This window comes from Pseudaeromonas pectinilytica (assembly GCF_054780855.1).
Genome location: NZ_BAAGVN010000013.1, coordinates 59,463 through 71,610 on the forward strand (window position 1 = coordinate 59,463; position 12,148 = coordinate 71,610).

The following is a 12,148-nucleotide window of genomic DNA, read 5'->3' on the forward strand; positions in this document are numbered from 1 at the left end:
ATTCCATGAAAACTATCATTTTGATATCCAGCCTGCTGTTATCTACGTACGCCCATGCTTACGGTGAAACGGGGCGCTGGTCCAGTGGCTGGGGCCAAGGCACCAGCGAATACACAGCCGCGGTTGATGAAAATAACAGCATTTATATTGCTTGTAATGACATCAACGCGGTCAGCATGATTGCCAAGATTGCCGGAAAAGAATATGGCTCCTACGGGGCTCAGTCATTCGACCTGATTGTGAATGGCACACGCTATTCCACACCCTACGAGACGAGCTCACGTGTTGGTGCCAACAATTTCTATCAGATGTGGAACCAACTGCGACAAGCAAAAACCATCACGCTGGAGACTCAGGATGGAAAAACACTCGCCTTGCCCACTGCCGAAGCGGCAAGCGCCCTACCTGCCACGGGCACCCCAGAATTTGGCTGCTTGATGGAGAGCCTAGAGGAGGATGCTCCGGCTACGCAGGATGCCCCCCAAGCCAATACCATTCGAGGCGATGAGTTGGGTGCGCGCGTCTATCGCGATGAATACAACCGCCTGACATTGGAGGTGATCAGCAAGACCGACATGCTGGTCATCACCGGCGTAACGATTAATCGAGGCAACTGCTCCACCCTCAAGGATAACTATCCCATGCGCCTCGCCTTCGGCAAGAGTCATCAGTTCTACATCATCCCCAATGCCTGCAACATCCTGGAGGCCGTGGTCATGACGGACCGCGGCCCTGCCGAGTTCGGCTTTGAATAACCCCGAGCAGTAACACCGTCGACGAACACGCTTCATCACCCGATGCTTCGTTACCCGATAGTCCCAATCCAGAGGAGGCCACGCGCCTCCTCTTTTTATTTCCCAAGCTCGTGAAGGAGACAGACTATGTCATTCTCAACACTCACCCCGCAAACGCCGCAGGAGCCGCGAGGCTTTTGGCACAAATTACGGCGTATCGCCCAGTACGCCAGCCGCCATCTTCTCGAAATCAGCTTGCTGTTGTACTTCGCGGCGCAACAACCCAGCCTCCCGCGTTGGGAAAAGCTCTGCATCTACAGCGCCCTGCTGTACTTCATCACCCCCATGGATGCCATCCCGGACGTCCTGCCATTAGGGCTGACCGATGACCTGGCTGTCCTCAGTGCCGTACTGGCCAAGCTTCAGCATCACATCACAAACGACATCCGGCGACGGGTCACCCTTGCACTCGACAAGCTTCTTGGCGCACCCACGGCTCCCGTATCCGGAGGTCACCATGAGTCTAGACTTTGATACGCACTCACTCCCGCTGCCGGTCAGCGACGAGTTACTGGCCCTGCTGCGTCACGAAACCACGCAGGCAGATATCTGCCTTGAAGACGTCACCGTCATGACACTGCGATTTGAGGACCCTGGCTATAGCCCAGAGCGGGGCGGGTTTCATCCAGTCCATATTCGATTGGTGCGCGGTCTCAACGGCTGGCTTGTGGATTCAGTAACCGACTTTTGTTTTCAGGGGCCTGACTCACCGCTGTGCAAAGAGCTGGATTTCAATCTGCTCGATGGCGAGTACTTCATGCTGGGATGGGGACGGCTGCAACTGCGTGAGGCTTGTGATGCCTTCACGTTGTGGCAACGCAACTTCCTCTTCTATTCCCTGATGCAGTGCTTCAACGTCACCATCGATGGTCACTAGGAGACCCGTCATGACTGCGACGCTCCCTCTTTCGATATCCGCATCCATCAGACTGCAACACTGGGCCCGCCAAGCCGGGCTCGAGCCCAAGTTTGATGGCGAACACTGGTTACTGCATCTGACGCCAACCCCGCCGGTCAGTCTGTCGCAGTTACCGCAATCCACCACCCTGCATCTGGTGTGGTCTGGACTTACCTGGCAGTTGGTCGGACTGACCAACGCCAGTGACTTCTACGACCAGCGCAAGACAGTGGAGGAGCTGAGCTTTGATGCCGAACGTCACCAGTTCTGGCACTTGCAGGCCAATCCCCTTGCGGATGCCTCAGCGCCCGTACTGGAGCAGGCGCTGCTCGCGCTCCACCAGCAACTTATCCAGGGCACGGTAACCATCCACACCGATTACCTGGCGCGACCACTGCGTACAGGCACAAATCACCTCAACAGACACCACTCGCCCTAGTCCATTCCGACAAAACCGACATAAACCCCAAAACATCCCCCGGCCAACCAGCCGGGGGATGTTTTATTTTGGAGACAGCACCATGCCAACCAACAAATTCAAAGCCGGAGAAACCCAGGGCACCTATGTCCTCACCGAACCCGTTACCACCGAGGAAATATTGGCTATGGCCAATCGACTGGCTCGAGCCCGCGTGACCAAGGGCAAAGCCCTCACCTCGCCAAGCCTCACCTACAGTTGCCTGCAAACCCTACTGCAGGGTTATGAGCGCGAGGTATTCGCCATCCTATTTTTGGATAGTCAGCACCGCGTCATCAAGTTCGAGGAATTGTTCCAAGGCACTCTGGATGCCGCTTCCGTCTACCCGCGTGAAGTGGTCAAGGCTGCGCTGGCCTGCAACGCGGCAGCAGTGATCCTGGTACACAACCATCCATCCGGCTTGCCTGAGCCGAGTCGAGCCGATCGGGCACTCACCGAGCGGCTACAAGCCGCGCTGGCTATTGTCGAAATCCGCGTACTGGATCATCTAGTAATAGGAATAGAAGGAAGAGTATCGATGGCAGAGCGGGGCTGGATATAGCAAAGCCCATCAGCTTTTGAGCTGATGGGGACATTACACCTGCATTGGAAAGGCGATTTTTCAAAGATCCAATAAAAATCAAGCGACTATTGCATCAACAGTTAATGAAATAAGGAGCCATCTAAAGTATAAAAGCTCAATAGCGATCCCAGTTGAGTCACCCGAAGATGAACGCCAAAGTACAAAATCTGCGCCAAAAAGTCCTGGATGTACTGAACAGCACCAAACTCCATGATCATCAACGCGAAGCAGCTCGCAAGAGCTTCGCAGCACTCAAATACCCGGTCCGCGCTGTGATCACCGCCGCCGAGATGCAAGCGGGAAAATCAGGGGTGGCCTTGGCCTTGTGTTGCTTACAGCGCCTCTCTCTTGCTGACGAAGATTTATGTAATCGTTCAAAGCTCAAAGACACCTTGTACATGGTGACCATGCCTGACATTGCTCTGATTGACCAGGCAGAAAAAGATCTCGCCGATGCAAAAAATGTGGTGGTCAGTAACTTCGTTCGCTTCGAACAGGATCTGGAGCGTAATTTTAAAGGCAACCCACCAAAACTCATCCTGATCGATGAATGTCATTATGGCTCAAACGCCTCGGCTGTTCGTTATTGCAAGGTCTTCGATTATCTAGAAAAAGAGAATAAAGAGTGTAAAGTCGTCTTTATATCCGCCACTCCTTTCGGTGCGCTATATGCCGCAGAAACTGAGTATGATGCAGCGAAACATGAAGAGCAGATAGCCATTCATAACAAAGATAAAAATGGTGCCAAACAAGCAGCAGAAATAGCAGAAGAAGCGGCAAAAAATTCTATTTTGCGTCGAGATTTTAACACCAAATTGGTTTTCCACCGCACAAGCAATGAGTACTATGGCATTCGTGAGATGCTGGAAAACAATAAGGTAATCTCATTAGATAGCGACTCACGTAACTTCCTATTCGAATCATCCGCCCGAGACAAACTTCTATCACTATTGCATGCTCATGATGGCGCAGGATGGGTCTTGGTGCGTGTTCCACCAGGCGCGGCCATGGATGCTAAAAGTGGATTTATTGAATCCGGATTTGCCGAGGAGAACATATTTATCCTTGGCAAGGATTTAAGCGGCGTTCCTGAAGATCAATTGACCACCATAGAACAATTTAAAAAAGAATTTGATGACTGCATCGACTTTGATGAAAAACTCATAGCGATTACGGTTGCAGGCTGCCGTGCTGGCATCAACTTTGGTCAAGACATGAAGCAAAGATTAATTGCCACCTGGGATAGCACGGTTACCAGTGTAGCCGCCGTTGTGCAAGCCAACATTGGTAGAGCCTGTGGTTACCACAAAAATAAAGAGGCATACCATTTCACCAGTTTGAATTCCACCCAGGCATATGCTGCCATCCTGGATTACTTAGATAAAAACACAGACGAGCATACCGCCTCTGACTTTGATGGTCTTAAAGCGTTCTTTGAGGAAGTCTGTCAAGAGTTCAATGTCAACGGACTAGATGTCGGGTTAACGGTTAAAAACAAGAAGCGTCGCCCCATTGGTGATGTCGAAACCTATATGACTGACAGCTATATTGCCGTGCCAGCAAAACTATTCGAGCCAGATTACGATTATAAAAAGCATACCGATGATAAATTGTTTTTGCAGGCAATCGCATTACTTCGAGAAGAGCTGCTAAAAGGTGGTGGTCCTGCCGTTAAATCATCTCGTGCCATGCGTGGCGCCAAGAAAAACTGGGTGAAAGCGCAATGGGTCAATGGTGACACCTACGACAATAAAGAAAAAGCGCTTAAAGATGGTACCATGAAAGAGCGGACATTAAAATTCACTCGCATGCTCGATGATGCTATTCCGCTTGAGTTTAATACCGTTGTCATGCCTGGTTCTGGCGAATACACAGAGCAAAAATTGGTCACTGCGACAGTATTTAGCATTTATAACATGTCACGGCGGGATAATGTCACTAAACGAATTATGACGGACGAAGATGTGCATGAAATGTGTCACCATTTCAACATCGATCCTGATGACACCATGATGGTACTGTTTAAACGTGGCGAATACAACGATGTAATAAGCCGCAGAAAAATGGCTGAGAATCAGAAGCCAGAATATGAAACCACCATCAATGATGAGTCTCAATTCTCTGAAACTGAGCGCAATAGATAATCGAGGTCAGAGAGATGAATAACCAGGCATTACGTCATCGAGAAAAGATTGCCTCTGTGCTCACGCAAGCGACCTATGAACACCAGCGTACAGCTGCTGAACGTGCTTATAGCCTTTTTCGTGAAGGGGCCAGAGCTGTGGTGGTGGCTGCCGAAATGCAATCAGGCAAGTCTGGTATCGCGCTGGCACTAAGTTGTCTGCAGCGACATTCCCTCTCTGACGAAGATATTTGTAATCGCCGTTTACTCAAAGACACGCTCTATTTAGTCACCATGGCAGATGTCGCGCTATTAGAACAAGCCAAGAGCGATTTTGCGTTATGCCCCAACCTGGTTGTTAGTAACTTCACCAACTTCAAACAGGCGATTGCTAACGAATTTAAGTATCAAGCACCTAAACTTATTATCATTGATGAATGCCACTACGGCAGCCATCAGGATGGGATCCGTTACGGACGAATATTTGAGTATCTCGATTTAGAAAACCCAGCCTGCAATGTGGCCTTAATTTCCGCAACACCATTTAGCGCCTTGTTTGCAGCCGGTAGTGATTCCATATTACGCCATCACTATCACACGAAATTGGTTTTTCATAAAACCAGTGCCGATTATCACGGCATTCGTCAGATGCACAAGAATCATCAAATAGTAAAACTCGATACCACACAGCGCGATTTTTGTCAGGACTCCTTGCTGCGCCGTCGATTTATCCGGCAATTTAACGAGCACCCCGGACCAGGCTGGAGCTTAGTCCGTGTTTCCAATGGATTAGCCGCTACGGCTAAGAGCATGTTGATTGACCAAGGGATTAGCGAAGATCAAATTTTGATTATTGGTCAGAAATTGACGGGTGTTGAAGATGATGAGATAAGCACGATTCAAGATCTGAAGATTGCCTACGATGCAGCCAGATTATTTGATGAAAAATTAATTGCCATTACCGTAGCAGGTTTCCGGGCTGGCATTAATTTCGGGCAACAGATGAAAGAGGAATTAATAAACTCCTGGGATAGTACTATCGCTAATATTGCTGCTGTGGTACAAGCAAATATTGGTAGAGCTTGTGGCTATCATCACAACAGATCGGCACTACACTATACCAATTTAGATGCCATCGGTGCCTATAGCGATCTTCTTGATGCCCTCGAAGAACAAACCGAAGGCTGTGATTTTGAAAAACTGCATCAGGTCTTTGAAGCAATTTGCTCACGATATCAGGTGACCGCCTTTGATCGTGGCCTAAGCATCTCTGCGTGCACAGAATCCAGTATCAGCACAAAATTGGATGACAGTAAGATCTATATCACTGCAGGCTATTTGGTTGTACCAGCCCACCTTGCACAACCTGATTTCGATTTTACACGCTATACCCAAGATAGTGATTACCTGGATGCCATCACCTATATTCGTGACGAATTACTTAAGGATGGTGGGCCATTTATAAAACGAGGCCGAGCCTTACGTGGTGAAAAACAAAATTGGATCAAGGCTCAGTGGGTCAATGGTGCAACCTATAACGACTATACCGAAAGCTGCGCCAAAAATAGAACCCTAAAATTTATCAAGATGCTCAATGATGGCGAACGCTTGGAGTTTAATACCGTGGTTAATCCTGGCGGTGGCGAAACGACCGAGGATAAACGCATCATGGCGTCTATTTTTAGCATCTATAACCTTTCTGGCCAAATCGATGCATATAAGCGGACCATGGATGAAGATGATATGCATGAAGTCAGTGAATTGTTAGGCTGTGCGTTTGATTCTGCGGTTATTGTTCTTTTTAAGAGAGGAGAGCTTTCTGAAACATCTAACATCGAAAAATCCATGTCGAACTCTAGACTACGTGAAAGCTCAATATTCAAATGAAACACAACCCTCTACATACCATTTTTCTTGCAACATTTTTTATATTTCCGTCCTGAGCCGCATGGACACAACTCATTTACACCAATTTTGTTCCCTCGAATGAATGTGCTACTGTTCTTATTATTGTTGTTTTGACTATCCATTGCTGATATCAGATTAATAAATTGTTGCTGCATGGCGCTCGCAAAACCTTCAACTCCTCCCATTGATAGGTATCGCTTCGCTGGGGCATCTCCTGCATCAGCAGCACACTGTAGATAATACATAGCTTGTGATTTGTTTTTATTTAATTTGAGGCCTGAGTCAAGGTCGACACCATACTGGTACATTGATGTAACACACCCGAGATCTATCGCTTTTTGAATATATTTTTTTGCCTCTTCTTCATCGACCTCACACGCCTCCCCTTCTACAAAATAAAAGTACAAATATCTTAATGCAATTAATTCCCCTACCTCTGCCGCCTTAGTTAATAAAGTATAGGCTTCCTTGTAATCACGACTTCTGTACTTATGGACACCTAGCATTGCTATAGATGGAAGATGCCCCTTATCTGCCGCCGCCTGAATAGCTCTTTCCGCATCACGTCTGAATCCATATTGCTCATCTAGGTCATAGGCAATCAGAGCAAAGTTATATAAATATTCAACCTTGGCTCTGGAATAGACTATTGAGTTATATTTTTCTGGTGTAGCCCAATGGGGAATGGGAATGTCATCGAGCTCCGCATCAATTTCAATTGCCGATTTTAGAAATCGAGCGGCGCTGGCTGTTAAACTGCCAACATGAACTCTTTGCTTTTCGGTTAACACAAGACCAGACAGTGAACCAGCATAATCATCCGCATTTTCCTGAAATGCTAATCCGGCTAAAAATTTGTCTTTTGCTTCGAGTGAGTTCAATCCTTTTGAAATTATTTCATCCCGCTCTCTCGTTTTTATTGTTTTGGGGGTATAAGTATAGCCACCTTCATTTGGGTATAGGACTGGGCCAATATCGGCCAGTAACGAAACCATTATATCTCGAACCTTGATGGCTATATCTTTGCTTACCCGTTTATCCCCTTCATTATCTTTAGCGTGAACCCGGCTATTGGCAGCTATACGCACCCGGTGAAGCTTATCCGCCGCTGACTTACTAATAATCCTAGCCTGAGTCAGTTCCTGTATCGAATCATATAGGTTGTCACTATTAAACAGATTTACATTGGCAGCATGAGCCATCTGTTTACACAGCGCCTCGATGACTTGTCGAAATCGCATTAACGATAAATCAGGGAATAAGCTCTGAACCTCGACAGCCTCGTTGTACCAGTTCCCAATATCTGCACCCAACTGCAAGAAAAAGTCCACATCCGTTATGGTTCTAGTTTCCATACTCACCATCATCACAATTTTTTATCAGACGATTCAGCCACCACCTGCAGCACGGGTGTTAAACACTCCTGCAGGCTAAGGCCACCGTGGTTGTAATAATCCCCGGCGGTAAAGACCGAGATCCCTGGCGCCATGGCTAACGTCACATTAGGGTTCCAATGCCAGGGCATTTTCAGTGCTGCCGTCTGCACATTGCCTTTTAAGATGGCACAGCGTGCTAGACGCTTTTGCGCCATAAACTTATCCAGGTCACTCTTGGGTAACCCTTCCGGCGCCCAAAGCCAGCCGTGATCGGTCACTATCACCACCTTGCGCCAGCCTGCAGCAAACAGACCGCACACACGCTCAACCACAGTATTGAGCACGGGCTCTATGACCTGAGGCAGCAATTGCTGACGTTGATGGCCTAGGTTATCGATATCACCCGTTTGCAACCAGGCATGGCCTTGTGCCGGATCGCCACAGTCCAGGCCTTCCAGATACTGCCACCCCATCTGCGCCAGGGCCTTTTTGAAATGATGAGAACTAAAGCTGCTGCCGCCTTCGGCGAAAATGGGAATAAAATCTTCGTTATCGAGCGCGCCGGTTAGCTGCTCGCTCAACGGAGTCACCGCCGCCTTGGCGGTCGCCGTTAGGCTTGGCAGAGCACTCCAACGGGTATCCAGCGAGCAAGAGAGGCTACTTTGCTGTAATTTTTCCTGCAGGCGGTGAGCCAGATCAAAGCGCAGCCCATCGACAAAAAAGAACGCCGCACTCTCCACCTGATAACGGGCTGGTGGCTCCTGCACACCCGGTTTACCTGGGTATCCCTCTTCGCGCACCAATTGTTGAAAGCGCAGCGTCAACGCCTCAAGCCAGGGGGTATAGATCTGGGCTAACAGGGCTGCGATACAGTGTTGCATCACGCCATCCACCGCTAACGCCATCGCCTCCAGTGCCGCTGCATCCACCTGCCACAGCCGCTGCTGATACAGCTCGGCCATGCTGGCGACATTCGCCCCACCGGGCTGCTGCTGGGTCAGTTGAGCTATCTGTACCAACGGCTGTAACACCTTGGCCCATGGCGACAATCCAAAACTGCTCCATAACCAGGCTCTGCGCTCGGCATGTTCTTCATCCAGTGCCAGAAGCTGTTGCCTCAGGGTCGACGAGGCCTCTTCGGCCAGCGCTTGTAACTGTTGCGCCAAGGCAGCTTCAGCACGCGCATTCTCGCTACAGTAATGGCTCTCTTCACACAGTAGATCCGCAGGCTGCACGGCCAACAAGGCTTTGATTAGCTGAGGATGATGCTGCGCCGTATCGGCAAAACGCTGCCAAACCGGCTCCCAGGGCCCCTTCCCCTCGCACAGCAAGCTCAACAGTGTCGCTATGTCCGCCTTTGCCAGCTCGACGCCAAAACTGTCGGCACATTGACCGACAAAATGATCCCAATGCCCAGCCGCACGCCATTGCGCCTCACTCTCGGTGGGCGCTTCCAGCCACGTCAGCAGATTCTTGATTGGGTCGCCACCAGCCAAAGCCAGCAGATCCGAGGTCTCAATTTTTTTGCCTTTGAGGCCTTCCACCTGGCTTTCCAACAGATCAGGCAGCACAGATAGCAAAGCCGATTGGGCTCGACTGTCTTTGGCCACATCCAGCGCCAAACCGACCTTGGGATTGGTCAGAAACGAGCTGACCGTCCAATCCCGCCCGGCTGTGTTATAGGCCCACCAACAGCCGCGATATTGCAGCTCCGCCAACGGCTGTAGCCAGGCTGGGCACTGTGAAATGGCGCGTAGATCTTTACGTCCGACGCCTGGTAAATAGAGGATCGGTATCCTGTCATTGGGCAAGGTCAGTTCGGGCAAGGTTCCGGCAATCACGCACTTGAGCCAGATCGCCGGGCCGGTTCTATCTTGCGGCTGGTAATCACCAAGCTCCAACAACTCAGGCAAATAGCGTTTGATCACCGGCATCGCCGACTGCCATTGGCGAGTCTCATCGGTCCACAACACCACGGCAGGTGCTACCTGGGCGGCGGAATTAAACTGACTGCACTGCCGCAGCTGCGCAACGAGATAATCGATAACTTGCATCTTGCTCTCTACTTATCCGGTATAGGGTTCGGGCTAAACCAGCCCTTGACGCACAATTTCGGCATGCACAAATGGCGACTTTCTCGCTAAAAAATCCAATGAACAGTCATTCGCTAGGTAATCACCAAAATGGCTAGCACGCATCCGTCTATGTTCTTCACTATCAAGTTTTAGGCGGTCAATAGTGGCTTGTGCCGCAATGTGATCTGCTGCAGATAATGCGGGGTTGGGCAAAATCTCTCCCGAAGCAAAGTTAATCACAAAGGTGACGGGTGCCAGACCCACAGGGTCCAGCACATCATCAAACTTGTTTTTATTGCGATTGGGCCCCAAGGCACTGAGTCGATAGTTGCTCCACTCATAAGCCTCCCCAGCATTCTGGGATTTAGCGACAAAATGATCGGTCGAGGCGGCACCGGTCGTCCATTCAAAAAATATCGCCAAATAGGAACAGATGCCGCTGTAAGCGTCCCAGAGCTGCTTGTTGGAGTGCGTCCAATAGTTGGGCAGATCCGATGCCTTGGGTGGTGCCGCAGTCAACGCAATACCTTTGGTGGCTAACCAATCTCGCCCTTTTTGGCGAACCTCGGCATTAAAATCAGCAGGCTCGGGTTGCAGTTGTACCGGGATCATGACAACCAACCCTTCTTATCGCAGATGGCGCGCCAGCGAAACAAAAACTCATCGGTCGGTTTTAACGCGAGTAGCAATTTCTGATACATGGCAGCTAACTCCTGGGAATCGGGAGCCGGTTGCGCCAAGAGTGCCGAAGCCTTATCGATCAGCTGTTCGTATTCTTTGGGTCGCCCACTGGGCAGATCGAAGGCCTCGCTGGTCAGCCAATTGACTACATCGCCCTGTTTTTCGAAATCACGCTGAGTGAGCTCCACTTTGCCTTGGCAAAGATCCAGATCAAACCAAGCATCCTGATTGTCATCAAACAATGGTTCGACGGAAGCCATCACCAAAGGCGAGTGGGTTGCAGTGATCAGCTGCACCTTGGCGTGCTTATCCAACTGTGCCATCACGGTCAGCAGCGTGGGCACTATGCTGCGTTGCCAACTGGGGTGCAGGTGGGACTCAATCTCGTCGACCAGAAAGGTGATCTGCGGCGTGACCGGCTCACCGAGCTGCTTGGCGGCTTGCTGATGCTCCTGCCAGGCCCAAACCAGCAGATAAGCCAGGGCCAGGATGCGGCGCATGCCCGAGGAGGCATGTACCACGGGAACATCCTTTTGATACGGCATCCGGATGGTGGGCATATCGCGCGCATCATCCAGGCTGATCCGGGTCAGGTCGCCTAATGTGAGGAGCTCGTCAGGCGTCGGGGAAAGCGCCTGGAGCACCGCCTTCAGATGCTTGAAGGCAGCCCCTTTTTCTTTTTGCCAACTGGCCAGATCGCGGATCAGGCCATTGCACAACCAGGTGCTCTCACCACTGGCCAGTCCATCCCACACCTCGCTGGGGCTTAAGACATAGGCGGGCAATCGCTCTTGAATATCCAGATCGCCTTGGGTGCGCCAGTAGTTGCGATGCGGATCCCACACCGCAAAACTGCCATCAGCCATGGCATAGAGCACCAAACCAGGATTCGCTGGACGGCCCGAACGCCCGGTCCAGCTCTGCTCGCGCCGCACATAGCTGCTGTCGTACTGCTCCACTTTACTCTTGCCAGTAAACGAGAAGCTGATGCGCGCTTCCCCTTCGGCTGCAGGCAGCGCCTTTTTGCCTGCGGTGAGTTTGGGGTTGATTTCGGCAGGCCATTTACGGGTTAGCGACCACCAGACGATATCCAGCAGAAAGCTCTTACCTAGCCCGTTGTCGCCAGTTAGCAGATTAAGCCGCTGACCAAAGGTCAGCGACATCTGGGCGGAGGGTCCGACATTATCTGTACTTAAGCTGTGGATCATGGCGTCCTCTCTTTCTCGCGGGCATTGAAACTAATGTACGACTGCA

The 12,148-nt window shown here is 50.4% G+C and carries 11 protein-coding genes; 7 read left to right on the forward strand and 4 right to left on the reverse strand.

All coding sequences use genetic code 11. From position 1 onward, the window contains the following. Positions 1–5: 5 nt before the first annotated feature. The 7 genes from ACYVG7_RS01300 (at position 6) to ACYVG7_RS01330 (ending at position 6,741) form a co-directional block, all read left to right on the forward strand. Positions 6–755: a hypothetical protein gene (locus tag ACYVG7_RS01300; protein WP_460881446.1), complete on the forward strand. Its 750-nt coding sequence runs from the start codon at positions 6–8 to the stop codon at positions 753–755. A 126-nt stretch (positions 756–881) separates the two neighbouring features. Continuing rightward, a complete protein-coding gene (locus ACYVG7_RS01305; protein ID WP_460881447.1) occupies positions 882–1,268 on the forward strand; it encodes a YkvA family protein in 387 nt (128 codons plus the stop codon). Further along, positions 1,252–1,671 (forward strand): DUF2787 family protein, encoded by a 420-nt coding sequence (locus tag ACYVG7_RS01310; protein WP_460881448.1) that lies wholly within the window; start codon positions 1,252–1,254, stop codon positions 1,669–1,671. The genes ACYVG7_RS01305 and ACYVG7_RS01310 overlap by 17 nt, the downstream gene beginning before the upstream one ends. Before the next feature lie 10 nt (positions 1,672–1,681). After that, positions 1,682–2,131, forward strand: coding sequence for a hypothetical protein (locus ACYVG7_RS01315; RefSeq protein WP_460881449.1), 450 nt, complete (start codon positions 1,682–1,684; stop codon positions 2,129–2,131). An 82-nt stretch (positions 2,132–2,213) separates the two neighbouring features. Next, the gene (radC, locus tag ACYVG7_RS01320; protein ID WP_460881450.1) at positions 2,214–2,711 is read left to right on the forward strand and encodes a RadC family protein; all 498 of its coding nucleotides are present in this window, start codon (positions 2,214–2,216) and stop codon (positions 2,709–2,711) included. A gap of 167 nt (positions 2,712–2,878) precedes the next feature. Beyond that, on the forward strand, positions 2,879–4,876 hold the full coding sequence (locus ACYVG7_RS01325; protein WP_460881451.1) for a DEAD/DEAH box helicase family protein: 1,998 nt from the start codon (positions 2,879–2,881) through the stop codon (positions 4,874–4,876). A 14-nt stretch (positions 4,877–4,890) separates the two neighbouring features. Then, positions 4,891–6,741: a DEAD/DEAH box helicase family protein gene (locus ACYVG7_RS01330; RefSeq protein WP_460881452.1), complete on the forward strand. Its 1,851-nt coding sequence runs from the start codon at positions 4,891–4,893 to the stop codon at positions 6,739–6,741. 11 nt (positions 6,742–6,752) lie between these two features. Here the strand turns inward: ACYVG7_RS01330 and ACYVG7_RS01335 are convergent, their stop codons facing one another. From ACYVG7_RS01335 to ACYVG7_RS01350, 4 genes are read right to left on the reverse strand one after another with little or no spacing between them, the layout of a single operon-like run. Next, positions 6,753–8,117, reverse strand: coding sequence for a DUF4145 domain-containing protein (locus tag ACYVG7_RS01335; RefSeq protein ID WP_460881453.1), 1,365 nt, complete (start codon positions 8,115–8,117; stop codon positions 6,753–6,755). 11 nt (positions 8,118–8,128) lie between these two features. Beyond that, positions 8,129–10,192: a BREX-1 system phosphatase PglZ type B gene (pglZ, locus tag ACYVG7_RS01340; RefSeq protein WP_460881454.1), complete on the reverse strand. Its 2,064-nt coding sequence runs from the start codon at positions 10,190–10,192 to the stop codon at positions 8,129–8,131. Positions 10,193–10,225: 33 nt separating this feature from the next. After that, positions 10,226–10,825, reverse strand: a complete 600-nt coding sequence (locus ACYVG7_RS01345; protein ID WP_460881455.1) for an HNH endonuclease family protein — start codon at positions 10,823–10,825, stop codon at positions 10,226–10,228. Beyond that, complete coding sequence (locus ACYVG7_RS01350; protein ID WP_460881456.1) at positions 10,822–12,102, reverse strand: AAA family ATPase; 1,281 nt, start codon at positions 12,100–12,102, stop codon at positions 10,822–10,824. Before ACYVG7_RS01350 ends, ACYVG7_RS01345 begins: the two co-directional genes overlap by 4 nt. Positions 12,103–12,148: the final 46 nt, after the last annotated feature.

Coding starts and splice junctions, on each gene's coding strand:
- ACYVG7_RS01300 (WP_460881446.1), top strand. CDS start 6: ATGAAAACTATCATTTTGATATCCAGCCTGCTGTTATCTACGTACGCC.
- ACYVG7_RS01305 (WP_460881447.1), top strand. CDS start 882: ATGTCATTCTCAACACTCACCCCGCAAACGCCGCAGGAGCCGCGAGGC.
- ACYVG7_RS01310 (WP_460881448.1), top strand. CDS start 1,252: ATGAGTCTAGACTTTGATACGCACTCACTCCCGCTGCCGGTCAGCGAC.
- ACYVG7_RS01315 (WP_460881449.1), top strand. CDS start 1,682: ATGACTGCGACGCTCCCTCTTTCGATATCCGCATCCATCAGACTGCAA.
- radC (WP_460881450.1), top strand. CDS start 2,214: ATGCCAACCAACAAATTCAAAGCCGGAGAAACCCAGGGCACCTATGTC.
- ACYVG7_RS01325 (WP_460881451.1), top strand. CDS start 2,879: ATGAACGCCAAAGTACAAAATCTGCGCCAAAAAGTCCTGGATGTACTG.
- ACYVG7_RS01330 (WP_460881452.1), top strand. CDS start 4,891: ATGAATAACCAGGCATTACGTCATCGAGAAAAGATTGCCTCTGTGCTC.
- ACYVG7_RS01335 (WP_460881453.1), bottom strand. CDS start 8,117: ATGGAAACTAGAACCATAACGGATGTGGACTTTTTCTTGCAGTTGGGT.
- pglZ (WP_460881454.1), bottom strand. CDS start 10,192: ATGCAAGTTATCGATTATCTCGTTGCGCAGCTGCGGCAGTGCAGTCAG.
- ACYVG7_RS01345 (WP_460881455.1), bottom strand. CDS start 10,825: ATGATCCCGGTACAACTGCAACCCGAGCCTGCTGATTTTAATGCCGAG.
- ACYVG7_RS01350 (WP_460881456.1), bottom strand. CDS start 12,102: ATGATCCACAGCTTAAGTACAGATAATGTCGGACCCTCCGCCCAGATG.